Here is a 23,739-nt window from a genome sequence, read left to right as displayed (position 1 = left end):
TATTCCGATGAGCAGTTCCTCCCTCCCCGGTGCGGACGTGTCCGCCCCACCGCCCGTCGCCAAGCGCTCCATGGGCGACCTCGTCCGCGCGGCCGTCTCCGGCTGGCTCGGCACGGCCCTCGAGTTCATGGACTTCCAGCTGTACTCGCTCGCCGCCGCGCTCGTGTTCAGCCAGCTGTTCTTCGCCGGCGACTCCCCCGGCGTCGCCGTCGTCCTCGCCATGGCGACCTACGGCGTCGGCTACATCGCGCGTCCGATCGGCGCCTTCGTGTTCGCCCGCATCGGCGACCGCATCGGTCGCAAGAAGGTGCTGTTCTACACGATCCTGCTCATGGGCGCGGCGACGACGCTGATCGGCTTCCTGCCGACGTACCAGCAGGTCGGCATCCTCGCCCCGATCCTCCTCGTCATCCTGCGACTCGCCCAGGGCTTCGGCGCCGGTGCGGAGATCTCGGGCGCCGGCGTCATGCTCTCCGAGTACGCACCCGACAACCGCCGCGGCGTCGTCGCGTCCCTCGTCGCGCTCGGCACCAACTGCGGCACGCTGTTCGCCTCGGCGATCTGGGCGATCCTGCTCGCGGTCATGCTCGAGTCCGACGTGATCGAGTGGGGCTGGCGCATCCCCTTCATCGGCAGCGCCGTGATCATGCTCTTCGCCCTGTGGGTGCGGTTCAACCTCAAGGAGAGCCCGGTCTTCGAGGAGCGCACCGACGTCGTCGACGGCAAGGCGCTGTCGCGCGACGAGGTCGTCAAGCTCGCCACCGAGACCAACGACATCCGCACCCTGGAGTCGCTGCAGCGCAAGCCGATCAAGGCCATCATCGTGTCGTTCCTCCTGCGCTTCGGCCAGGCGGGCAACTCGGGTCTCGTGCAGACGTATCTCATCTCGTTCATCACGATCACGCTCGCGATGTCGAAGGAGGTCGGCCCCGAGGTCGTCATCGTCTCGTCGCTGATCGGCTTCCTCACGATCCCGCTCATGGGCTTCCTCGGCGACAGGTTCGGCCGCCGTCGCATGTACATCATCATGTCGTCGCTCTCGCTGCTGCTGATCGTCCCGACGCTGCTGCTCATCAACACCGCCGAGGTCGGCGCAGTCTTCGTCGGCTACGCCATCATCCACAACGTGTCGGTGCTCGGCCTCGCGTCGATGGAGAACATCTCGATCCCCGAGATCTTCGGCGCCCGCAACCGCTACACGCTCACCGCCGTGGTGCGCGAGATCGCCGCCATCGTCGCCACCGGCCTTGGTCCGATCATCGTCGCGGCATGGGTCTCGGCGACGACCGGCAGCATCGTGCCCGTCATGATCCTGATGGGCGTGTTCACGGCATCCGCCCTCATCGCCGCCATCTGGGCTCCCGAGTGGACGGGGCGCGATCTCACCGATCCGCGCGCCGCCATGTGACGCCGAGAGACCACCACTGAGACGGGGTGCGGCCGCCGACCCGACGGCGGCCGCACCCGACCACCTTTCCGATACGCAGGAGAACACCATGGCCATCGAGCACGTCGACGTCATCATCACCAGCCCGGGGCGCAACTTCGTCACGCTCAAGATCACGACCTCCGACGGGATCGTCGGCTGGGGCGACGCGACCCTCAACGGCCGCGAGCTCGCCGTGGCCTCGTACCTCTCCGACCACGTCGCCTCCACACTGACCGGCCGCGACGAGGACCGCATCGAAGACACCTGGCAGTACCTCTACCGTGGACCGTACTGGCGCCGCGGACCCGTGACGATGGCCGCGATCGCCGCCGTCGACATGGCGCTGTGGGACATCAAGGCCAAGAAGGCCGGGATGCCGTTGTACCAGCTGCTCGGCGGCGCGAGTCGCGAGGGCGTCCGCGTCTACGCGCACGCGTCAGGCACCGACTACGAGGCGCTCAAGAACGCCATCGCGGGCTACGAAGAGCTCGGCTACACCGCCGTGCGCGTGCAGACCGGCGTGCCGGGCCTCGGTCAGATCTACGGCGTCTCGAACGCCGGCCCCGGCGTGCGCTACGACTACGAGCCCGCCAAGCGCTCGGGGGACCGCCCCAGCGAGGAGACCTGGGACACGCGCAACTACCTGAACCACATGCCGGGGATCTTCTCGCGCATCCGCGAGGACTTCGGCACCGACCTGCGCATCCTGCACGACGGCCACCACCGCATGTCGCCGATCGAGGCAGCGCGCTTCGCCAAGGACATCGAGCCGTACGACCTGTTCTGGCTCGAGGACTGCACACCGGGCGAAGACCAGACCGCGCTGCGCCTCGTGCGCCAGCACTCCACGACGCCGCTCGCGATCGGCGAGGTCTTCAACTCCGTGCACGACTACCAGACGCTCATCACAGAGCGGCTCATCGACTACGTCCGCTCGGCGGTCACGCACACCGGCGGCATCACCGCCATGAAGAAGCTCCTCGACTTCGCCGCGATCTACGGCATCAAGTCCGGCATCCACGGTCCGACCGACATCTCGCCCGTCGGCATGGCCGCAGCGCTCCACCTCGATCTCGCGATCCACAACTTCGGCATCCAGGAGTACATGCCGCACAACGAGCAGACGCTCGAGGTCTTCCAGACGTCGTTCACCTTCGACAAGGGCTTCCTGCACCCGGGCGAGCAGCCGGGACTCGGCGTCGAGCTCGACGAGGATGCCGCCGCCGGCCACGAGTATGCCAAGGCCTACCTGCCCGTGAACCGGCTGCTCGACGGCACAGTCCACGACTGGTGACTCCTCGCGCGCAGCACGCACCGGCCGAGGGCGCGTAGCCTCGAAGCATGTCGAAAGCCGTCGTGACCCCGCCCGCGGCATCCGATCTCCCGGCCGTCGAGCCGCACGCACCCCTCCTCGCTGACGCTGCCATCGGCTGGCGTCCGCTGGCCCTCGCGTACCGACTCATCGCCGTGACCCTCATCGCCACGGGCGTCGCACGCAATGCGGGGATCGTCGACGGGACGTTCGACGCGACGACCCTGCTGTACTACACGATGGTCAGCAACCTCATCTGCCTGGGGTGGATGCTGGTGCTCGTCGCGCGCACGACCGGCGACCTGCGCGGATCCGGAACGCGAGGCACGTCGACGCCCAGCGCCCGCCTGAGCGGAGCCGTGATGATGGCGATCACCGTCACGATGCTCATCTACCTGGTCGTGCTCGTACCGACGCGGGTCACCGCCGGCGACACCGACATCTTCTCGCTGACCGACACCCTCGTGCACGTGGCGACACCGGCTCTGCTGATCGCCGACTGGCTGCTGTTCGTACCGAAGGGGGCGTTCCGCTGGACCGACCCGCTCGCCTGGATCCTCGTCCCGTACGCGTATCTCGTCTGGGCCTTCGTGTACGGTGCGCTCGGCGGCGAGTTCGTGCCGGGTCAGCGGTACCCGTACCCGTTCATGGACGTCGGCGCCCTCGGAATCCCGGGTGTCACGCAGTGGGTCGTCGCCCTGACGATCGCGCTGGTCGCGGTGGGATTCGTGTTCGTCGTGATCGACCGCCTGCTCGCACGCGTCGCCGGTCGCCAGCGCGCAGAGCGAGACCACACGCGCCTCAGTTGAGGATCTCGGCCCGCGGGTCGGCGTGCAGGGCGGCGAGTTTCGAGCGTCAGTCGGCGAGCGCCTCTGCAGACGATCGCGTCCAGTCGACGACCTCGCCCACCACCCGCAGGGGCTCTGCGCTGCGGTACGACCGCGTCGGATTGCCCGGGAACTTCTTGTCGGTGACGTTCGGGTCGTTCTCGAAGGCGCCGAGGGGCTCGACCTCGTAGACGCGCGGCTCGCGGTCACCCGGGGCGAGTTCGGCCGCGAGACCGGCACCGTCGCGGAATGCCGTGAAGTACACGTGATTCATCACGACCTCTGGTCGATAGTTCGACCGGAACCCCGCGGTCAGCAGCTCACCGTGTTGCAGGTCGGCCTTCGTACCGTGGAAGAACGGGCCGTCGTCGAGTGCGCCTGTCACCCGCACAGCCTACGACCGCGTTCCGCCTCGCAGAAGAGCCGTCAGTCTCCCGAGCGGCGTGTGCCGATACCCGGCTCGTCGTTGTGGATCGACTCGTCCTTCACCTCGCCCTTCGAGGCGGGGTCGACGCGCACGGCGCCCGCACCGCCCGAGTCGGCACCGGCACCGCCGGCCGGAACGTCGCCCACGGCATCCGGATCGTCTCCGCCGCGTTCGTCGAGCAGTGCGGCGATGCGATCCTTCGCGTCGGGCTCCGCCGCGGGGTCCGGCGTGTGGTCTGCGCGATCTGCGTCGCTCACTCGGAGACCCGCAGGTCGTCGGGAGCGTCGCCGCTGTGCTGCGACCCCTCGTCCTCCGGAGCCAGGTCGCCCTGGCCGTCTTCGCCGATCTCGGCCTCGAGCGGCTCGTCGCCCTGCGTCTCCGGCTGCTCGGTGTCGGTCGGGAAGGTTCCGTCGGTCGGGTCCTCCGTGTGCGGCACGCCGGGCATCTCCGGCTCGAAGCTGTTCGCGAATGCGTCGATGTTCGTCATGGAGTCCTCCTGTAGGGGTGGCGGACGTCCATGGTCGCGCGTATCCACGGCGAGCGCAGGGCGGTTGACAGCGCCTGGCAGCGCGGGTATCCGATCCGTCGGTCGACGACTGTGGACTCCGTCGCCCGAGCGCGCGGCGGGCGTAGCATCATCACGACGCGGCGAGCGCGTCGGCGAGCGAGAGTCACGACGATTGGGGATCGGCGTATGAGCACCGACACGACGGATGCCGCCCGGCCATCGACGCGCACGTTCGCCCTCGTCCTCATCGGCATGTCGATCGCGGTGTGGTGGCCCGTTTTCACCCTCGGCGCCTGGGGCGAGCTGTTCTTCGATCAGCTGCTGACCGTCTGGGTGGTCTCGATCGCCGGTCTGGTCGTCGTGCTCGCGCAGCCCCGCGGTCGACGTCGATGGGGTCGCGTCATCGCGCTGAGCATCCCGTCGCTCTGGCTGGCGCTGTCGTTCGCCACCGGCACCTCCGACGGCGATCTCGCCGTCTCGCTCGTGGAGCTCCTCGGAATCGCGGTCGGCCTGGTCGGCATCCCGTTCACCCTGTGGAGCATCTGCCGCATCGTGTGGCCCGAACTCTTCTCCGAGCTGCGACTGCGGGCGCGATTCGGCGTGCTGCTGACGGTGGTCGCGATCGCGGGGGCGTCGTTCCTGCTCGGCACGTCGCAGGCGCTCTTCCTGACCTGCGACGACTTCACTATCAGCGGCAATTCCGAGCCGCCGGGCTGTGTGACCCCTCCCGCGGATTAGTGTCGAACCGACACCGAACGAGAGGGAGACGCATGCTCGAGGCGAAGGACAGTGTGAGGCTCGGCGGTTCCGGTCTGCGGATCTCGCCGGTGGTGCTCGGATGCATGAGCTTCGGCGTCCCCGACCGGGGAGCGCATCCGTGGTCTCTCGACGAGGAGGCGAGCCGTCCGCTCATCCGGCACGCGGTCGAAGCGGGGATCACGACGTTCGACACGGCGGACGTGTACTCGGACGGCACAAGCGAGGAGATCGTCGGGCGCGCCCTCGCCGACTTCGCGCAGCGCGACGAGATCGAGATCGCCACGAAGGTGCACGGCCGCATGGGAGCGGGCGCCAACCAGGCGGGGCTCGGTCGCGGGCACATCCTGAGCGGGATCGACGCGAGCCTGCGCCGCCTCGGCACCGATTACGTCGACCTGTACCAGATCCACCGGTGGGACCCTGAGACACCCATCGAGGAGACCATGGAGGCGCTGAACGACGTCGTGCGATCTGGCAAGGCGCGCTACATCGGCGCCTCGTCGATGTGGACCTGGCAGTTCGCGACCGCGCAGCACGTCGCCCTGCAGAACGGATGGACGCCGTTCGTCTCGATGCAGGACCAGTACAACCTGCTGCAGCGCGAGGAGGAGCGCGAGATGCACCCGTACTGCCTCGACTCCGGCGCCGGCGTGCTGCCGTGGTCTCCGCTCGCCCGCGGACGCCTGACCCGCGACTGGGACGACACGACGACCCGCACCGAATCCGATACGTTCGGCTCCACCCTCTACCGGAGCGAGGAGCAGTCGAATCGCGCGATCGTCGAGGCGGTCGCCCGCGTCGCCGACGCCCGCGGCGTCTCCCGCGCGCAGATCGCCCTCGCCTGGGTGGCGCAGCAGGATGCCGTGACCGCGCCGATCGTCGGCGCGACGCGCGTCGGGCACATCGACGATGCGGTGGCCGCCGTCGGCATCCGCCTCGACGACTCCGAGGTCGAGATCCTCGAGAGCGCCTACACGCCCAGGGCGCCCGAGGGGTTCTGAGAGCCTCGCGAACTCGCCGCGGACACGCACAGGGCCCGGATGCCGCATCGCGCAGCATCCGGGCCCTTATCGCAGGTGACTACTGGAAGAGGTTGTTGACCTCGTCAGCGCCCTGCTTGAGGGTGCCGGCGTCGCCCTGGCCGAGCAGCACGGCCTCGACCGCAGGCTCCATGATCGCGAGGATCGAGCTCCAGTTGTTGGCGATGGGCGCCTCGACGTAGTCGCCGGCCTCGAAGGCGTCGTAGTAGACCGACACATCGATGCCCGCGTCGAGGAAGGCGGTGCGCGCCTTCTCGCTCGACGACTCGACCGCCGGGAACACGACGGCCGCGTCGGCCACGATGTCCTGGCACTCGGGGGTCGCGAGGTGGGCGACGAGCTTCTTGGACGCCTCCGGGAACTTCGTGCCGGCGATGACCGAATCGGCGAGGCCGTTCATGACGCCCGCGCGGTCTCCACTGGGGCCGACCGGGAGCGGGGCGATGCCCGTCTCGACACCCGTCATGCCGAAGTACGCCTTGGCGTTCCAGCTGCCGTCCGTGACGAGCGCATAGCGGCCGGCGCCGTACGCCTCCTGGATGCTCGTGCCCGAGATCGCGGACTCGTACGAGGGCATGTAGCCCTTCTCGATGAGGCCGGCCCACCACTCGATGGTCTCGATGTAGGCGTCGTCACCGTAGTTGAACTCGGTGCCGAACGGGTTCTTGTCGGCGTAGGTCCAGTCGTTCGTGAGCGCGTACGGGCTCCACTGCGTCTGCCCGAAGGCGCCGATGCCCGACTTCGCCTTGAGGCCGAGGCCGTAGACGCTGACGTTGCCCTTGTCGAAACCGGGCTCGTCGCCGCGCACGCCGTTCGCGTCGACGGTCAGGTGCGCGATGGTCTCCTCCCACGTGCCGCCGTCGTCGGGGTTCCACTCGAGCTGGGCGAGGTCTTCGGGGGTGTATCCCGCCTCCGTCAGGTAGCCGGCGTTGAAGAGGGTGGCGACCGTGTCCCAGTCCTTCGGCAGGCCGTAGCGCTGACCGTCCTCCCCCACCCAGCGCTCGGCCAGGCCGTCGCGGAAGGAGTCGAGGTCGACGTCGACGTCGTCGAGAGCGAGGAGCTTGCCCGACGAGGCGAGCTCGGGGTAGAACGACGCGTGGTTGGTGATGACGTCGGGGGCGTCGCCGCCGACGAGGCTCGTGGTGAGGGTCTCGAAGTAGTCGTTCCACCCCACCTGCTCGATCTTCACCGAGATGTCGGGGTTCGCCTCGGTGAAGTCGGCCACGCACTGCTCGTACGCCGGGAGCTGGTTCGAGTCCCAGAGCCAGTAGCGCAGCGAGGCCTCGCCCTCCGCTCCGCCGCCGGCGCCGCCACCGCCGCCGCCGCCTGAGCAGGCGGTCACGGCCAGGAGGGTGCCGGTCGCGAGCGCTGCGACGGCGATCTTCTGCACGGTCTTCATTGAGTGCCTTTCGTTTCGGGTGCTTCTGAGGAGAGCCCGGGTCACTTCGTGCCCGAGTAGCCGATGGAGTTGATGATGCGCTTGCCCAGCAGGAGGAAGAGCACGATGACCGGCAGCGCCGCGATGAGCGTCGCCGCCATGAGGCCCGCCCAGTCGGGGCCGCCCTGCGGTGTCTGCGAGCGGAAGACTCCGAGGGCGACGGTGAGCACGCGGACGTCCTCCGCCCGGCCGACGACGAGCGGCCAGAAGTACTCGTTCCAGCTGTTGATGTAGGTGAGGATCGCGAGGGTCGCGATCGGGGAGATCGACAGCGGGAGCGCGATCGAGGTGAAGCGGCGGACGTGACCGGCGCCGTCGAGGATCGCGGCCTCTTCGACCTCACGGCTGATGCCGAGGAAGAACTGCCGCAGGAAGAAGATGGCGAAGGGCGTCATCAGCATGGTCGGCAGGGCGATGCCGAGGTGCGTGTTCAGCAGCCCGAGGTCGCGGATCGTGATGAAGTTCGGGATCGTCGTGAAGATGACGGGCACCATGAGCGCGCACAGCAGCACGCCGAACACGAGGTCGCGGCCCGTCCACCGCAGCCGCGCGAACGCGTACGCGGCCATCGAGCAGAAGACGACCTGCCCGAGGGTGATCAGGGTGGCCACGATCACGGAGTTGCGCAGATAGAGCCAGAAGTCGATCGAGGCGCCGGAGCCGCCCTCGGCCATCGCCTCCGACGTGCTCGCGAGACCCAGCACCCGCTGGTAGGCACCGAGGGTGAAGTCGACCGGCAAGGGAGACCCCGGATCGCTCGAGAGCGAGAGGTTGTTCGAGAACGACGTGCGCAGCATCCAGAAGAACGGGAACAGCGTGATCACCAGCAGGATGCCGAGCAGCGCCCACGCGACGATCTTGCCGACCGAGCGCTTGCGGCGTCGGGGGCGTTCGGCAGTGGTCCCCGGCGCGCCGGGGGTGTCGGCGTCGAGCGGACGGGTCTGAACGGTGGTGGTCATGCGGTCACCCCAGGTCGGTCTGGTTGGCGCGCGTCGCGCGGAGCTGGATGAAGGTGAACACTGCGAGCAGCACGAACAGTGCGACCGCGAGCGCCGAGCCGTAGCCGAAGTCGCCCCGGGTGAAGGCCACGTCGTAGATGTAGAAGTTGATGACGCGGGTGGCGTTGACGGGGCCTCCGCCGGTCGTCACCGCCACGGTGTCGAACACCTGGAACGCACCGGTCACCGTGATGACGAGCACCATCGCGAGCACAGGTCGGAGCAGGGGCAGCGTGATGCTGCGGAACATGCGCGCCTCGCCCGCCCCGTCGATCGCGCCGGCCTCGTAGACGTCGCGCGGGATCATCTGCAGACCCGCGAAGATGAGCAGCGCGGTGTAGCCGAGGTGCCGCCACACGTTGATGAACGCGATCGTGGGGATCGCCCACGCCTGATCGCCGAGGAACGCGATGCGGTCGAGTCCCGCCCACGCGATGATCTCGTTGATCGGCCCGATCTGGTAGTCGAAGAGATAGAACCAGACGAGCGCGGCGATGACGTTGGCGATCATGTACGGCAGGAGCACGATGCCGCGGATGATCAGCGACTGCGTCAATCGGTGCAGCAGCACCGCGACGCCGAGCGCGAGGACCGTCTGCAGCCCGATGTTGAGGAGCACGTAGTACGCGGTCACACCGAGGGCGTTCCAGAACACGGCGTCGGAGAACAGTCGCGTGTAGTTGTCGAACCCGACCCACTCGGGCTCGGTGAGCAGGTTGTACTTCGTGAAGCTGAAGTACGCTCCGCGCAGCGCCGGCCACACGAAGAACACGGCGAAGCCGATGATCGCGGGGGCGGCGAACAGCCAGCCCGCAAGGTTCTCACGGCCGAGAGGACGGTGCGGACGTCGGCGGGTGCGCCCCTCGGTGGCGATCACGACGGTCTCGGTGGCCATCAGCGCACCTCCTGCACCCGCGTGGCGCGGATGAGCACGGCGTTGTCGGGCGCGAGCGCCGGCAGCTGCACGCCGGCATGGCCCAGCGCCTCGCCGGTGGTGCGGATGCCGGAGGCCCACCACGCGGGGAGCGGGTGACCGTTGTACTGCAGCACGCCGTCGGCGGGCGCCGCGGACCGCACGTCGTAGAGCGCGGTCGGGTCGAGTCCCGGAAGCGTCACCGCACCGGGAGGAGCGCCGACGCCCGTGGCGACCGCCGCGATCGAGAACACCGCGTCACCGCGGTCGGGTGCCACCACGCCGCGGATGCTGAGCGAGGGGTCGGGGTGGTCCGAACGCACGACGTCGCCGTTGTGCAGCAGCGGACGAAGCTGCTTGTAGAGATCGACCCAGCCGCGCAGCGCCTCGAGGTCGTCCTCGCTCGCCTCGCGAAGGTCCCACTCGATGCCGAGGTTCGACATCAGCGCGGTCATCGCCCGGTACGACAGTCGGTGCCGGCGACCGGTCGCGTGCGCGACGTCGGAGCCGATGTGCGAGCCGAGTAGCTCGGGCGGCACCGTCACGCCGGTCCACAGGTCGATGCGCTGGCGCTCGTGCGCGTCGATGCAGTCGCTCGCCCAGATGCGGTCCGAGCGCTCGAGCACCTCCAGGTCGGAACGCGCGCCGCCGGACGAGCAGGACTCGATCTCGAGGTCGGGGAACTCCGCATGCAGGTCGTCGAGCAGCCGGTAGAACGCGAGGGTCTGCCCGTGCACCGCCGCGCGCCCGCCTTCGCGACCGGCGTCGATGAGGTCGCGGTTGTGGTCCCACTTGATGAAGGCCAGGTCGAGCTCGCGCACGTGTCCGGCGATCGCGTCGCGCACGTGCGCGTACGCCTCGGGGTTCTGCAGGTCGAGCACCTGCTGGTAGCGCGAGGTGGGCGGGTTGCGATGCCCCGCCCCCAGGATCCACTCGGGGTGCGAGCGCGCGGCGTCGCTGTCGGGGTTGATCATCTCCGGCTCGAACCAGAGACCGAACTCCATGCCGAGGCCGCGGACGTGATCCGCGAGCGGGCGCAGGCCATCGGGCCAGATGGTGCGGTCGACCGTCCAGTCGCCGAGACCGGCCTGCTTGCTGCGGCGGCCGAGGAACCATCCGTCGTCGAGCACGAAGCGCTCGACGCCGACCGCGGCGGCACTGCTGGCGAGGTCGAACACCGCGCCGGGTTCATGGTCGAAGTACACGGCCTCCCAGGTGTTGAGCACGACCGGGCGCACGGTGGCGCGGTGCCTAGAGCGCGCGCGCAGGTGGCGGTGGAAGCGGGTGCCGACCTCGTCGATCCCACGACCGTAGGAACCGTAGATCCAGGGCGTCTCGTACTCCTCACCGGCGGCGAGCACGACTTCGCCGGGGAGCAGGATCTCCTCGCCCCCGAGGATCGTGCGGCCGTTCGTCTGGCGCTCGACGAAGGTGCGGTGGTTGCCGCTCCACGCCGTCTGCGCCGCCCAGACCTCGCCGCGACGGAAGCCGAACCCCGCGGTGCCCACGGCGTAAAGCAGGCTGGCGTCGTGCCCGGTGCGCCCGTGGCGCCCCTCCCGTGCGTGGGTGCCGACGGTGAGGGCATGCCGCTGCGCTTGCGCCTCGCGCATGTGCCGCCCCGCGAAGTCGAGCACCTCGGTCGCCCTGGTCGGGACGGGGAGACCGAGGCGCACGGCGTCGACGGTGTACGGCGCAGTGCCGTCGTTGCGCACCGACAGCCGCGATCGCACGAGGCCGGAGTGCAGCACGTCGAGCAGCAGGTGGGCCGAGACGGCGAGGTCGTCGTCGACGAGGTCGACGACGAGGCGGGCGGCGACGCGGGGGTCGGATGCCGTGTCGAGAGCCGCGGAGCGCAGGGAGAGCTGCAGGGCGAAATCGGACCCGGCGCGGTGGCCTTCTACACCGGGGGCTCCGTTCCAGCCACGGCTGGCGTCGGGGACGATGCTGAACGGCACGGGGGAGTCGACGCTGTTCGACGCGATCTGCGGGACGCTGGCGTCGGCGAACGTGCGCAGGCCGTCAGCATCGAGGCCGAGCGGGCGACCCCAGTGCACGATGCGCGGAACCTCGGCTGACCGCGCATCCACGATCACCTGCACGTCATCGCCGTCCAGTACGAACACGCCTGAGTCGGTCGTTCCCATCAGCACCCTTGCCTTCCATCGGTAGACATCATTATTGCCGCAAAACACATTCAGGTCAATCCGCGCCGTGCGAGGCGCGTAACTTCGCGTAAAACGGTGCTCCCGTCACCGTAGGTAGTATTGAAGCGGTAATCACGCCCCAGAAGATCATTCCGGCCCGGAATGCTCCAGCACTACGCTGTGGTCTATGGCGACGAACGAGAACGGCACCCACACCATCGACACCGCACGCGCCGTCGCCCGCGCCGTCGTGCTGCACGGCCCCGTCTCGCGCAGCGAGGTCGCTCGGCGCCTCGGCCTCTCGCCGGCCAGCATGACGCGACTGTCGAAGCCCCTCATCGAGCAGGGCCTCCTCGTCGAATCCGACGTCGTGGCCGACCCGGGCCATGGCAGGCTCGTCCGTCCTCTCGACGTGTCGGCGGCCCTGCGGTTTGTAGGCATCAAGATCGCCGTGGGCGCCGTGCACGGTGTGCTCACCGACGCGCGCGCGACGATTCTCGCTCATCTCGACGAGCCGCTGACGACCTCCGACCCGGACGAGGTCATCCGCGCCGCGGGCGTGCTGATCGACCGCCTCAGCGCGGGCGAGCGAGTGCACAGCGTCGGCGTCTCGCTCGGCGGCCACACCGACGATCACTCGTCCGTCGTGCTGTCGCGGAGTCTCGGCTGGCGCTCCGTGGCGCTCGGCGAGCGGCTGACCGAGGTGTCAGGGCTCCCCGTCGTCGTCGAGAACGACGTCACCGCACTCACCGTGGCGCACCACCTGTTCTCCTCCGACCGCGACAGCGACCGCTTCGCCCTGGTCACGGTCGGCGTCGGCGTCGGCTGCGGCCTGGTCATCAACGGAGACGTCGTGAGACAACTCGACGCGACCTCGCCGTCGCCGAGCATGATGATCCTCAACCCGGCCGGCCCGACGGTCCCCGAGGGCCCCCGCGGCAGCGCCCTCGCGTATCTCGCGTCGACCAACGTGGCCATCGCCGCGTCAGCGGCGAGCGGCCGAGTGCTCTCGTTCGACGAGGCCATCGAGCTCGCGCGCGACGGTGACACGGTCGTCCGCCAGGTCATCACCGAGCGGGCCGCCTACCTCGGGCGCTTCATCGCGGGCATCGCCACCCTGTCGTACGTCACCCGCTTCATCCTCTCCGGCGAGGGGATCGCGATCGCCGAGGTGGGCGAAGACGCGATGAACGACGCGATCGCCGAGTCGCGCCCCGGCTGGAGCACACCGCTCGACATCGACGTCGCGCCGACGACGATGCGCGACTGGGCGCGCGGCGCGGCATCCGTCGCCATCTGGGCGATGATCGAGAACTACTCCGCAGACGACCGCTGGTAGGCCGACGGCCGCCAGCCCGGAGGACCGACGACCGTCGGGACGGTCACTGCTGGACTGACGGCTGCTGCGCCGACCGCTGGTAGGAGAGTCCGCGCACCGCGTCGACGAGTCCGTCGTCGTCGCCGATGTTGCCGGGAACGAGCGCGACGGGAGGGCGGCTGCGACCGTCGACCGGCTCCCAGACGATGCCGGCGCCGACGCGCCCTCGAACCATGGCCCGCTCCACACCAAGCGCCCGGGTGACGATGTCGCTCGACGTGATGCCGCCCTTCGCCACGACGAACTCCACCGGATACCGCGCACACACCGCGCGCGTGACCGCGACGAGCGCCGACGAGACAGTCCTGGCGAAGGCAAGACTCCGCTCGGGATCGTCCCAGGAGCGCAGCGTCCGCTCCGTCGCGATCACGACGTGTCGCGTGGCGAGCGCGTCGACGGCCTCCGACACCAGGGGGGCGACGATCTCGTCGATGTGCGCGTCGTCGACGTCGATCAGCGCGTCGACGTCGAGGGTGAGGAGCGCGGTGTCGGGGTCGACGAGCAGCCGCTCGAGCTGCCGGGTGGTCTGTGCGACGTGCGAGCCGACGATGACGAGCCCCCCATGGTGCGGCGGCTCCCCGACGTGCGGCATCTCGTCGCTCGCGGGCAGGCCCAGCAGCGCGGGAAGGATGCCGGGGCTGACGCGCCAGATGACCTGGGCTCCGTCGGGGTCGACGGCCGCAGTCGCTGCGACGATGGCCTGCAGGTCGGCGTCGTCCTCGGCATCGCCGACGATCCAGGGCACCTGCTCGCGCAGCGCGTCGTCGATCCGGTCGGGCGTCGCCACGACGACGTCCTGCGGCGTGAGGGCACCGGACGATCGGTCGATCACCAGGTCGGGCAGATACGACGTGGAGTAGCCGAAGGTCGCATCAGTCGCGTAGTGCGAGAGGTGGGCGGGCTGCTCGCCATCGGGTCCGTGGAGCAGGTGCACCCCGCCACGCGTCACCCGCCCGGCTCGGGGGAACGCGGGAACGAGCACGGTGGTCGGCGGCACCGGAAGACCGAGGGCGTGGATGCCGGAGCGGATGGCCTCCGGCTCGGCGACGATATGCCCGCGCAGTGTCGAGTCGCTGCGGCTGACGAAGACCACCGGGCGTCCGGCGGCCGCATACAGGACCTCGATCACGGTGGAGCGGATGGTCTCGCGCATCGTCCACTCGTCGAGGCTGCGCGAGTTGGTGAGCACGAAGAAGCCGCGCGGCGACGTCTCGAACGCCCACTGCAGCACGGCGGGATTCGCGACCGTCACCACCGGGACGTCGGCGACGGCCTGCGTCCCCGTGGGGTCGTCGTCGAGGATGACGAAGGTCGGGGTCACGAGACCGAGGAGAGCCGGCCGGCGATGTCGATGGCGTTGAACATCGACGCCGTGTCCGCCTCGCCCCGACCCACGATGTCGAACGCGGTACCGTGCGCGGGCGTGGCGATCGCGACGCCGAGTCCGGCCTCGACCGTCACTCCCCCGGCGAAGCCCATGGCTTTGAGGGCCAGCTGGCCCTGGTCGTGGAACATCGTCACGATCCCCTGGTATCCGCGGCGCTTCGCCGTGACGAAGAGCGTGTCGGCGGGGAACGGACCCTCGACGTCGAGACCGCGCGCCGCTGCCGCCCGGACGGCGGGCGCGATCACATCGATCTCCTCGCGTCCGAAGCTGCCGTTCTCGCCGCCGTGCGGGTTGAGCGCGCAGACCGCGAGCTTCGGTCGGTCGTAGCCCGCCGCCGTCATCTGGTCGTGCAGCAGCTGCGTGACCGCCACGATGCGGTCTTCGGTGATGAGGTCGGCGACGGCACGGAGCGGGACGTGCGATGTGACTCGCGAGGTCCAGAGGCCCGCCGTGGCGTTGAGCTCGGACACCTCGGTGGTGGCGTCGAGCTGCTTCTCGAACCAGCGCATCTCGTCGTACTCGGCCATGCCCGACTCATGCAGCGAGGCTTTGTTCAGGGGGGCGAACACCAGGGCGTCCGCGTCGCCGTCGCGCACCGCGTCGAGAGCGGCGCGCAGCGCGGTCAGGGCCCACCGGCCGGATCGCGCGCTGACCTCGCCGACCGGGGTCTCTTCGTATCCGGCGAGCGCGCGGATCGTCACGCCCGCGGCGGAGCGCAGCTCGGCGCTGCATCCGGCGAGACCCGCATGAGCCAGCCCGCGCTCGATCTCATTTTCCGACGCGAAAACCAGGAGGTCGTCGCCCTCCCCCTCAGCGCGGCGCTGGATCGCCCGCACGAGGAGCTCGGGCCCCACGCCGGAGGGATCGCCAGCGGTCAGAGCGACCGTCCTGCGCTGCTGCGTCGTGTGTGCATTCGTCATTGAGGGCCTCCGGCGGGAACGTGACTATGTTTTTCGTCACAGAAAGCATAACAGCTGGAGGAGAAAGCAAATTGTCGTCGTGACGTGCCCGCGGTCGGAAGTTCACCCTCCATCACACAAGCGACGCCGCCGGACAACGGCATGGCGAGATCGTGGGAGGTCGCGATCTGGGCGCACTCGACAATCTCCCGCTCTGGGCCGTTGCCTCAGAACCCAGCCACCTGGCTGATGGGTCGTTGCTGCGCTTGAAGAAGCGCGTGCGGCCGACATAGTCTGTCATGACGAAAACGGTGTCGCCGGAGATTCGGCGTGGATCGCTTCGACATGAGGCCTCGGCAGATCGTTCTCGGCCATGTCGAGCACCTGGCCGTCGACGTCGGCCAGCCGCCGAGCATGACCGCTCCGGGGCGACCAGCCGCGAGTTGCCAGCCACTGTGACGCGTCGAGAATCGATCCACGGAAACCTCCTGGAGCATATATGCATAAAGCCGGCCCGCTACCCTCTCCGGTGAGGCCATCGACGAGCGATGGCATACGCGATGGAGTGGCGAATGATCATCCTCACCGACGTCCCGAGAAAGTGCGGGAGTACCAGGCGCGCTACAAGGAGTGACACCGCCGACCGCGCCTTCAACGGCCGCGCAGGGGACCGCAGCACCCCAGGGTCTCGCAACCGCAGCGACAGTACGGCAGAGGCGGCCTGACCCGATGAGTAGCACGGACCCAAAGTCACCTATGTCGTCGGCTCGACAGAAGCGCTTGCCGGCGTTGTGGTGGCTATTCGCGACGCTGGGGCTCGCTGTCGGCGTGATCACTGGGCTCATCATCCCGCCGCCGTATCCGGATGGGCAGTGGTGGGGAATGTTCCTCACCTCCGCTGGGTTCGGCGGCAGCCTCGCGGTTGTCGGTGCGAGTATCGCGGCAGCTATCGCCTTTCACAACTCCCGCAGCGACCGAAGTCAAAAGCGAGATGCGGATGATCTTGCGCAGTGGTGGGGGCGGTTCACCTGGGCTTGCGAGAAGGCGGTCAGTACCAAACGCGGTGAATCCGAGATGGGGCTGTCGGTTCTAACCTCACTGATAGATGCGCCATGGGCGAGGGAGGAGGATAATGAAATGGCGATCGGCGTGGCAAACGTCATCAACGACGCGATGACGGCAGCACCGGCCAAGAGGTGGTGGCAACGATGAGCGGGTACAGCGAACAGTCACAGAAGCTCGCGAAAGAGCTTGCTGAGAAGGCTGCGACGAATCTCCGGCGCTCCGGACGTACTGTCGAGCGCAACGCGGTCACAGGCCGTTACGTCGTAGGTCGTAAAGGGGGCGGTGAGACTGTCGTACAGAGGAGCGGCGGCGTTCCATCCGTGCGTCGCGAGTGCTGATCCTTTATCACCCCGATCACGACGATAGCCCGCGGGCCGGACACGGCGGGTGGACTCGGCTGACGCTGGGGTCGCCCTGGCACGAGCTCGAACCCTCGCGTCGATTCGAGCTTGAGCTTCCGTCCACTGACCGCCGACCACTCATGCGGGAGGCCGAAGCAGAGGCGCGCGTTAGTGAAGCTCTCCGCGACACACCCGATCCGCCCGCTTGCCGTTTCCAACGTGATCTCGCGGCAGCAAACTTCGCGCCTGCGCCCCTCGGCTCTGAACTCGACGCCGGCGACGCGAGGCGTGGAGCGCGCGAGCTCGCCATCGGTCGGCGATGGAATGATGCTGCGTGCATGTCGGAAAAGCGGGGCAGGTCGCTTGCTCGTCCCATGCCGGCACTGCGCCCGTCCCCCCGGCAGAAAGTTCTTTTGTCTTGGAATCAGGAACGCCTGGACCGTTTGCCACCGCCACGCTGTGGCTGGTCGACGACACGCGTCCGCTCGATGTACGCCGGTCGCTAGCGGGTGGCGGACACACCACACGGCTGCGCGACTCCGTCTGAACGGCCCCCGACAACCACCGCGGTATGCGCCGGAGGCGCTTCCACAGACCTTACGAGCGCGGCACAATCCCGCCTGCACCGCAGGTGCGACCGACTCGACCCGGGGAAGGACCATGCTGCGCTGTCCGTAGGCTCAAGACATGGATGTTCAGCTATTCACCGGTGTCCTGATACCCGGCTTGGCGATTCTCATATCCACACTGATCTCGGTGTGGATCGCAGCTAGCGAGCGAAAGGCTGCACGCAATGATCGAGCGGCCGTGCGTACCGAAGCGCTGGTCGACCGCACCGTCTCCGCGCTGGCGGGCCTTACATCCGAGCGATTCGGAACCACGTCGTGGGACCGACACCTGCGTGCTCTCGTCGCGGTCGCCTACTCGCTCGATACAGCCGATGACCCGCGGAGCAGATGGCTCGGCAAATGGATACATGCGGAAACATTCGGGATAGCCAACCCCCTCATCGTGCGCGCACTGCAGGCAGTCCGGTGGGTTCCGCTTTGGCGTCTTTTTCCCGTGATGCGGCTAGTGCCTCAAGTGCGCGTCGTCACAGAATGGGCCCACCTGACTTTGCGCGTCGTCGTCGAGTGGTCTCACGGGCACATCGACGATTCACTCGTCTCCAGCCGCACGCAACAGATTCTCGCGGGGTCCGTGGTTCTCGGGCGCGAACTCGAGTGGCAACGCGACGCCCTCAGCTCGCCGCGCATCATCCCGCCCCCTACTCCGGCTGCCGAACTGCGCTCGAGGTAGGCGAAAGGTTTACCGATCCGCCGGGCGAGACCACACCGTACCCGCGCGATCACCGTTATCCGGATTCTGTTCGTGGGTCAGAGGATCGTGCAACTCCACCGAGTGCGGCCGCCGGCGCCGTCAGGTGCGCTGCACTGCGGCCAGCGCTCGCAACGCATCGACGACGAGCGCGTGGTCGTCGGCCGACGGCAGCCCCGACACCGTGGCCACCGCCACCACTCCGACACCCCGCACGCGCACGGGCACCGCTCCTCCGGCGACAGCGTAGGTCGCGGGGTCGAGCCAGCCCGGCTCCATCGGATCCCGTCCGCCCGCGGCCACCCGGGCTTCGAGCAGCGCCGTGCTCGTCTCGAAGCGCAGCGCGGTGGCGGCTTTCTTCGCGACCCAGGAGTCGTTGTCGGCGGTCGCGCCGGGCAGCGACGCATGGAAGAGCACACCGGATGCCGTGCGGATGTCGACCGCGATCGGCGCCGACTCCGCCATCCCGCGCTCGGCGATGGCGCGGCCGAGGCTCCACGCATCCGCCCGGTCGAACCGGTCGAGCTCGAAACTCAGGTGCTCCTCCTCGAGGCGGGCGAGCCATGCATCGTCGGTCATCGTCATCGATCCTTTCCGATCAGTGGGTGCTCCCCACAGTCTGCCGGTCCACCAGCGGGCGTAGAGTCCGAGTGTGTCCGATCCCCGCACCGCTCTGATCATGCCGCCGCTCATCGACGAGCGCACACGGCTGCTCTTCGTCGGCATCAACCCCGGACTGCGGTCGGCCGAGGTCGCCGCTCCCTTCGCGCATCGCAGCAACCGCTTCTGGAAGGCGCTGCACGCCGCCGGCATCCTCGACCGGGTCGTCGACGCCTACGACGGGCTCACACCCGACGATCGCGAGCACATCCTCGCGCGGGAAGTGGGTGTCAGCACGCTCGTGCAGCGGGCGACGCGGGCCGCCGACGAGCTCGCCCCCGAAGAGCTCGTCGCCGCCGTCGACGACCTGCGCATCCTCGTCGCGGAGTACGACCTCTCGGTGGTCGCGATGCTCGGCATCGGCGCCTACCGCACCGGCTTCGGGCGCCGGAAGGCACGTCAGGGCGTGCAGGAGGAGTCGCTCGGCGGGGCGGAGCTGCGGGTACTGCCGAACCCGAGCGGGCTGAACGCCGGATCCACACTCGCCGACCTCGCCACCGCCTTCCGCGAGGCGGCCGTCGCCGCCGGCATCCTCGACGGAGAGGGCGGCGGACGATGACCGACACGGATGCCGAGCTCCGCGCCCTGCAGTCGCGGGCGTACGGGCGGGATGCCGACATCGCACGCGACCCCGAGGCCATGCGGCGCCTCGCCGACCTCGAGACACCCGCACAACCCACGCCCTCATCGCCCGCGTCCGCCACGGCGCCCGCACCTGCACCGCTCCCACCCCCCACCGCGCATGGCGCCACGGGAGCGACCGGCGTGCCCGCCTCGCCCACGACAGCCGCCCCGACCGGCTCCCCCGATCGGCCAGAGGGCAGCGGTGCAGCACCCGGATCCGCGCGTCGACAGGGACTCTTCGGCCAGCCGCCGCGGAGCGCCTGGATCATCGCCTCGTGCGCGGCCGTCGCGATCGCCGCGGCCGCCTCGGCATCCGTCGCCGCGTCCGTGACCGCCGCCGCTCGCCCGGCCGAACCGGGCGTCGTCGACACGATCGGCGTGGATCAGGACGGCGTCTGGTGGGATTCCCTCGGCGAGCAGACCGCCGGTTCCGTCCTCTTCGAGGACTACTTCGGCGTCACCTTCGTGCGCAACGAGGGCTGGACCGAGATCGACGACCAGCGCTGCCTCATGGCCCTGTCGACCAAGATGCTCGACTCCGCCGGCGGATCCATCATGGGTCTCGGCATGGGATGCTCGGCGGGCGCGTTCCCGGCATCCCTGCAGTTCACCGTCGCCTCCGGTTCGCCCGACTCCCTGCGCGACCGCTATCCGGACGGCACGTCTCTGAAGTTCACGCTGCGCGGCGACACGGTCGAGGTGCGCGCCGACCGCACACCCGCGGCGGAATGATTACGCCCTACGCGTGCAGATGTCAACGTCCGAGCCGCGCGGTCGACCGGACTTCTAGGCTGGACTCATGACTGTTCCCACCATCGCCCTGAACTCCGGCCACTCCATCCCCCAGCTGGGTTTCGGCGTCTTCCTCGTACCTGCCGACGAGGCCGAGAAGGCGGTCACCGAGGCCCTCGAGGTCGGATACCGCCACATCGACACCGCCGCGATCTACAAGAACGAGGAGGGTGTCGGCGCCGCGATCGCGAAGAGCGGCATCCCCCGCGACGAGCTGTTCGTCACGACGAAGCTCTGGAACGACCGCCAGTCCGGCGAGCAGCCGCACGAGGCGATCCGCGAGAGCCTCGACAAGCTCGGCCTCGACTACGTCGACCTGTACCTGACGCACTGGCCCACCCCCGAGAAGAACACCTACGTCAACGCGTGGACCAAGCTCATCGAGATCCGCGACGCCGGCCTCTCGCGTTCGATCGGCGTCTCGAACCACCTCCCCGAGCACCTCGACCGCCTGGTCGCCGAGACCGGCGAGGTGCCCGCGATCGACCAGATCGAGCTGCACCCGGCGTACCAGCAGCGCGACGTGCTCGACTGGGCCGAGAAGAACGGCACGAAGATCGAGTCGTGGGGCCCGCTCGGCCAGGGCAAGTACCCGCTGTTCGAGAACCCGGCGGTGGCGCAGGCCGCCGAGGCGCACGGCGTCACCCCGGCGCAGGCCGTGATCCGCTGGCACCTGCAGAAGGGCTTCATCGTTTTCCCGAAGTCCAGCCGCAAGGAGCGCATGCAGCAGAACTTCGACGTGTTCGGCTTCGAGCTGACGGATGCCGAGATCGCGGCGATCGACGGTCTCGACCCGCTCGACGGCTCCGGCCGCGTCGGCTCGCACCCGCTCGAGTTCAACTGAGCGAGCGACCGCACCGCTGACAGCGAGGGGCGGATGCCGGGTGGACGCCCGGCATCCGCCCCTCGTGTATGCCGGGGTGGGGTGGTGATCCGGTTCCTCGTCAGCCGGTCGTGCTCTCGCGCACGATGAGTCGGTGCGGCGCGACGATCTCGGTCGCCTCGAGGTCGGGGTCGTCGATGCGAGCGAGGATGCGGCGGACCGACTCGCGGGCGATGAACGGGGTGTCGAGGGAGATCGTGCTGAGCGACGGCCGCGCGAAACGCCCCTCCTCGACGTCGTCGATGCCGATCACCGCGATGTCGTCGGGGACCCGCAGCCCGGCATCGAAGACCGCCCGCATCGCGCCGATCGCGAGCAGGTCGGAGAAGCAGAAGATCGCGTCGGGGGGCTCGGGGAGCGCGAGCAGGGCCTGGGCTGCGGCGTAGCCGTCGCTGCGGCTGTAATGCGCGGCGGTCCTGATGTAGTCCGCCCGGCGACGCATCCCGGCATCCGCCAGCGCTGCGTCGTACCCCGCCGAGCGCTGCAGCGGGGTCGCGTACTCCTCCTGCGGCTGAGAGCCGATCGCCGCGATCTTCGTGCGTCCGATGGCGATGAGATGATCGACGGCGTCGCACGCAGCGGCGACGTTGTCGATGGCCACGTGATCGTAACGCCCGTCGAACTCGTGCTCGCCGAGCAGTATGAGGGGCATGCGCATCGAACCGTGCATGTCGAGCAGCTCGGTCTTCGTGACGAGGGGGCTGAACAGCAGCCCGTCGAACAGCATCGTGCGGTCGTCGCCGGTGAGCAGCTGCCGCTCGCGCTCGTGGTCGTGGCCCGTCTGATCGATCATGACGCGGTAGCCCACCTCGGCGGCGGCGTCGATGACGTCGCGCGCGAGTTCGCTGAAGTACGGGACGTCGATCTCGGGCACGACCAGCGCCAGCATCCCCGTGCGTCCGGTGCGCAATGTGCGGGCGACGGGGTTCGGGCGGTAGTCGAGTTCTTCGATCGCCGCGAGCACCTTGGCGCGCATGCGTTCACTGACGTGGGTGTAGCCGCTCACCACGTTCGACACGGTGCGCATCGACACCTGTGCACGTTCTGCGACGTCGCGGAGTGTGGCCGGCATCCTCGCATTCTATCGTTTGCAACGTGTGCAAAGTTGGGTTACTGTTTGCATACGTTGGCAAACGCGACGAGGATCAGACCAGACGACCTCGGCGGGGCCAGACGCACGCACAGCCTCACCCGTTGTTCCACACACGAAGGAGTGTCCATGAACCGCAACCCGAACCGGCGCGGTCTCCGCCTCGCCGTCGGCGGTGGCATCGCCGTCGCCGCCCTGGTCCTCACCGCCTGCGGCCCCGACATCGCAGGGGGCGCCGACGCCGGCGACGAGACGGCGTCCGACCGCCTGCAGGCGCCGTCCGACGCGCAGCCCGAAGGCGAGATCACCATCTGGGATCGCTCCGGCGACCTGTACGAGGTGTTCGACGCCGTGATCGACGACTTCGAGAAGAAGTACCCCGGCATCACGGTGAACCATGAGGCGGTCGACATCAACGCCAAGCTGCAGAACACCCTCGTAACGGGATCGGACGTGCCGGACGGCGTGTTCCTCGACGACGCGCTGGTGGGCGGCTTCGCCGAGCATCTCTGGGACGTGACCGACGTGCTCGAGCCGTACATCGACGACATCGCGCCGCAGAAGATCGACGCGACCACCGTCGGAGACGGCATCTACGGTGTGCCGTTCGACCTCAACCCCGGCCTGCTCTACTACAACGCCACCGCGCTCGAGGCCGCCGGCATCGACGCCACGACCATCGAGACCTACGACGATCTGCTGGCCGCCGCCAAGGAGTATCAGGCCGCCGTCCCATCGGCGAAGCCCATCCATCTCGAACAGAGCGCGTTCCTCGGTCAGCTGCAGCTCGAGATGTACGCGAGCCAGCTGGGCACGTCGATCGCCGACTCGGCGGGCGAACTGCGCCTCGACAGCCCCGAGTACGAGCAGATCCTCACGTTCCTCGACACCGTGCAGACCGAGGGCCTCGGTACCCGCGCCGAGTATCTGACCCCGACCGACATCGCCGAGCTCGAGAACGGGAACCAGGTGTTCTACCCGTGGGCGATCTGGTTCGACTTCGCCCCACAGCAGCTGCTGCCCGAGACGAGCGGAGACTGGCGCGCGATGGAACTCCCCGCCTGGGAGGAGGGCGGCGCACGCAGCGGCGCGATGGGCGGCTCGTCGTTCGTGCTGCCGAAGGACGGCGAGAACGCCGACCTCGCCTGGCTGTTCTACGAGTACCTCATGTACGACGAGGCCGGTTACAGCGCGGTCTGGGGGGTCAACGACATCTATCCGACCGGGCTGAACACCTCGATCCCCGCGTACTCGCCCGCGGCCGACCCCTCGAAGCCGCTCTTCGAGCCGATCGACGCTCTCGGTGGTCAAGACCTCTGGGCTGTGGCGACCGCGGCCGGGGCGCAGATCCCCAGCGGCACCGCGATCCCGGCGTGGTGGGGAGGCGCGGTGGACTACCTCGGCAACGACCTGCAGAAGATGCTCGACGGCGACCTGACGCCCGCCGAAGTGCTCACCACCTCGACCGACGGCATCCAGACCAACCTCGTCGACAGGCAGTGACGGGC

The 23,739-nt window shown here is 68.8% G+C and carries 23 protein-coding genes; 12 read left to right on the top strand and 11 right to left on the bottom strand.

The features are described 5' to 3' along the window. Positions 1-7 precede the first annotated feature (7 nt). The 3 genes from FSY98_RS08235 (at position 8) to FSY98_RS08225 (ending at position 3,550) form a co-directional block, all read left to right on the top strand. Entirely contained in the window at positions 8-1,408 is a 1,401-nt protein-coding gene (locus FSY98_RS08235) for an MFS transporter (RefSeq protein WP_144875641.1), read from the top strand. A gap of 88 nt (positions 1,409-1,496) precedes the next feature. Further along, the gene (manD, locus tag FSY98_RS08230; RefSeq protein ID WP_144875639.1) at positions 1,497-2,723 is read left to right on the top strand and encodes a D-mannonate dehydratase ManD; all 1,227 of its coding nucleotides are present in this window, start codon (positions 1,497-1,499) and stop codon (positions 2,721-2,723) included. A gap of 47 nt (positions 2,724-2,770) precedes the next feature. Further along, positions 2,771-3,550 carry a Pr6Pr family membrane protein gene (locus tag FSY98_RS08225; protein WP_144875637.1) on the top strand — a complete coding sequence of 260 codons (780 nt, stop codon included), beginning with the start codon at positions 2,771-2,773 and terminating at the stop codon, positions 3,548-3,550. 46 nt (positions 3,551-3,596) lie between these two features. On the opposite strand, the gene arr is transcribed toward FSY98_RS08225, so the two are convergent. Genes arr through FSY98_RS08210 form a run of 3 tightly spaced genes read right to left on the bottom strand, consistent with a single transcriptional unit; the run spans position 3,597 to position 4,482 of the window. After that, positions 3,597-3,953, bottom strand: coding sequence for an NAD(+)--rifampin ADP-ribosyltransferase (gene arr / locus FSY98_RS08220; protein WP_144875635.1), 357 nt, complete (start codon positions 3,951-3,953; stop codon positions 3,597-3,599). A gap of 41 nt (positions 3,954-3,994) precedes the next feature. After that, complete coding sequence (locus FSY98_RS08215) at positions 3,995-4,252, bottom strand: hypothetical protein (protein ID WP_144875633.1); 258 nt, start codon at positions 4,250-4,252, stop codon at positions 3,995-3,997. Continuing rightward, positions 4,249-4,482 (bottom strand): hypothetical protein, encoded by a 234-nt coding sequence (locus FSY98_RS08210; protein ID WP_144875631.1) that lies wholly within the window; start codon positions 4,480-4,482, stop codon positions 4,249-4,251. The genes FSY98_RS08215 and FSY98_RS08210 overlap by 4 nt, the downstream gene beginning before the upstream one ends. A gap of 207 nt (positions 4,483-4,689) precedes the next feature. On the opposite strand from FSY98_RS08210, the gene FSY98_RS08205 reads away from it, so the two are divergent. Together FSY98_RS08205 and FSY98_RS08200 are read left to right on the top strand one after the other, a co-directional pair. Continuing rightward, positions 4,690-5,241, top strand: a complete 552-nt coding sequence (locus FSY98_RS08205; RefSeq protein ID WP_260857320.1) for a hypothetical protein — start codon at positions 4,690-4,692, stop codon at positions 5,239-5,241. Between the two features lie 32 nt (positions 5,242-5,273). After that, positions 5,274-6,263 (top strand): aldo/keto reductase, encoded by a 990-nt coding sequence (locus FSY98_RS08200; RefSeq protein WP_144875629.1) that lies wholly within the window; start codon positions 5,274-5,276, stop codon positions 6,261-6,263. A 79-nt stretch (positions 6,264-6,342) separates the two neighbouring features. On the opposite strand, the gene FSY98_RS08195 is transcribed toward FSY98_RS08200, so the two are convergent. Genes FSY98_RS08195 through FSY98_RS08180 form a run of 4 tightly spaced genes read right to left on the bottom strand, consistent with a single transcriptional unit; the run spans position 6,343 to position 11,795 of the window. Further along, a complete protein-coding gene (locus FSY98_RS08195; RefSeq protein WP_144875627.1) occupies positions 6,343-7,701 on the bottom strand; it encodes a sugar ABC transporter substrate-binding protein in 1,359 nt (452 codons plus the stop codon). A 41-nt stretch (positions 7,702-7,742) separates the two neighbouring features. Beyond that, on the bottom strand, positions 7,743-8,699 hold the full coding sequence (locus FSY98_RS08190) for a carbohydrate ABC transporter permease (protein WP_144875625.1): 957 nt from the start codon (positions 8,697-8,699) through the stop codon (positions 7,743-7,745). Between the two features lie 4 nt (positions 8,700-8,703). Further along, positions 8,704-9,633 (bottom strand): carbohydrate ABC transporter permease, encoded by a 930-nt coding sequence (locus FSY98_RS08185; RefSeq protein ID WP_144875624.1) that lies wholly within the window; start codon positions 9,631-9,633, stop codon positions 8,704-8,706. Next, a complete protein-coding gene (locus tag FSY98_RS08180) occupies positions 9,633-11,795 on the bottom strand; it encodes an alpha-galactosidase (RefSeq protein ID WP_222119127.1) in 2,163 nt (720 codons plus the stop codon). The genes FSY98_RS08185 and FSY98_RS08180 overlap by 1 nt, the downstream gene beginning before the upstream one ends. Positions 11,796-11,982: 187 nt before the next feature. Between FSY98_RS08180 and FSY98_RS08175 the strand changes: the two genes are divergently transcribed. Continuing rightward, complete coding sequence (locus FSY98_RS08175) at positions 11,983-13,134, top strand: ROK family transcriptional regulator (RefSeq protein WP_144875622.1); 1,152 nt, start codon at positions 11,983-11,985, stop codon at positions 13,132-13,134. Between the two features lie 43 nt (positions 13,135-13,177). Here FSY98_RS08175 and FSY98_RS08170 read toward each other — a convergent pair whose 3' ends face one another. Continuing rightward, positions 13,178-14,494 carry a four-carbon acid sugar kinase family protein gene (locus FSY98_RS08170; RefSeq protein WP_144875620.1) on the bottom strand — a complete coding sequence of 439 codons (1,317 nt, stop codon included), beginning with the start codon at positions 14,492-14,494 and terminating at the stop codon, positions 13,178-13,180. After that, positions 14,491-15,480, bottom strand: a complete 990-nt coding sequence (locus tag FSY98_RS08165; protein WP_144875618.1) for a 4-hydroxythreonine-4-phosphate dehydrogenase PdxA — start codon at positions 15,478-15,480, stop codon at positions 14,491-14,493. The genes FSY98_RS08170 and FSY98_RS08165 overlap by 4 nt, the downstream gene beginning before the upstream one ends. Positions 15,481-16,188: 708 nt before the next feature. On the opposite strand from FSY98_RS08165, the gene FSY98_RS08160 reads away from it, so the two are divergent. Together FSY98_RS08160 and FSY98_RS08155 are read left to right on the top strand one after the other, a co-directional pair. After that, positions 16,189-16,671, top strand: coding sequence for a hypothetical protein (locus FSY98_RS08160; RefSeq protein WP_186307584.1), 483 nt, complete (start codon positions 16,189-16,191; stop codon positions 16,669-16,671). An 881-nt stretch (positions 16,672-17,552) separates the two neighbouring features. After that, on the top strand, positions 17,553-18,164 hold the full coding sequence (locus tag FSY98_RS08155) for a hypothetical protein (RefSeq protein WP_144875614.1): 612 nt from the start codon (positions 17,553-17,555) through the stop codon (positions 18,162-18,164). Between the two features lie 120 nt (positions 18,165-18,284). Here FSY98_RS08155 and FSY98_RS08150 read toward each other — a convergent pair whose 3' ends face one another. Next, positions 18,285-18,761, bottom strand: a complete 477-nt coding sequence (locus FSY98_RS08150) for a heme-binding protein (protein WP_144875612.1) — start codon at positions 18,759-18,761, stop codon at positions 18,285-18,287. A 73-nt stretch (positions 18,762-18,834) separates the two neighbouring features. On the opposite strand from FSY98_RS08150, the gene FSY98_RS08145 reads away from it, so the two are divergent. The 3 genes from FSY98_RS08145 to FSY98_RS08135 all read left to right on the top strand — a co-directional run bounded on the left by FSY98_RS08145 (position 18,835) and on the right by FSY98_RS08135 (position 21,102). Further along, the gene (locus FSY98_RS08145) at positions 18,835-19,401 is read left to right on the top strand and encodes a mismatch-specific DNA-glycosylase (RefSeq protein WP_260857319.1); all 567 of its coding nucleotides are present in this window, start codon (positions 18,835-18,837) and stop codon (positions 19,399-19,401) included. Next, complete coding sequence (locus tag FSY98_RS08140; RefSeq protein ID WP_144875610.1) at positions 19,398-20,198, top strand: hypothetical protein; 801 nt, start codon at positions 19,398-19,400, stop codon at positions 20,196-20,198. The genes FSY98_RS08145 and FSY98_RS08140 overlap by 4 nt, the downstream gene beginning before the upstream one ends. Before the next feature lie 67 nt (positions 20,199-20,265). Continuing rightward, on the top strand, positions 20,266-21,102 hold the full coding sequence (locus FSY98_RS08135) for an aldo/keto reductase (protein ID WP_144875608.1): 837 nt from the start codon (positions 20,266-20,268) through the stop codon (positions 21,100-21,102). Positions 21,103-21,202: 100 nt separating this feature from the next. Here FSY98_RS08135 and FSY98_RS08130 read toward each other — a convergent pair whose 3' ends face one another. Next, positions 21,203-22,213: a LacI family DNA-binding transcriptional regulator gene (locus FSY98_RS08130; RefSeq protein WP_144875606.1), complete on the bottom strand. Its 1,011-nt coding sequence runs from the start codon at positions 22,211-22,213 to the stop codon at positions 21,203-21,205. A gap of 147 nt (positions 22,214-22,360) precedes the next feature. On the opposite strand from FSY98_RS08130, the gene FSY98_RS08125 reads away from it, so the two are divergent. Next, positions 22,361-23,734, top strand: a complete 1,374-nt coding sequence (locus FSY98_RS08125; protein ID WP_144875604.1) for an ABC transporter substrate-binding protein — start codon at positions 22,361-22,363, stop codon at positions 23,732-23,734. Positions 23,735-23,739 lie beyond the last annotated feature (5 nt).

It is taken from the genome of Microbacterium sp. 1.5R, assembly GCF_007667425.1.
In the GTDB taxonomy this organism is placed as follows: Bacteria; Actinomycetota; Actinomycetes; order Actinomycetales; family Microbacteriaceae; genus Microbacterium.
This window is presented reverse-complemented; position numbering and strand designations above follow the sequence as displayed.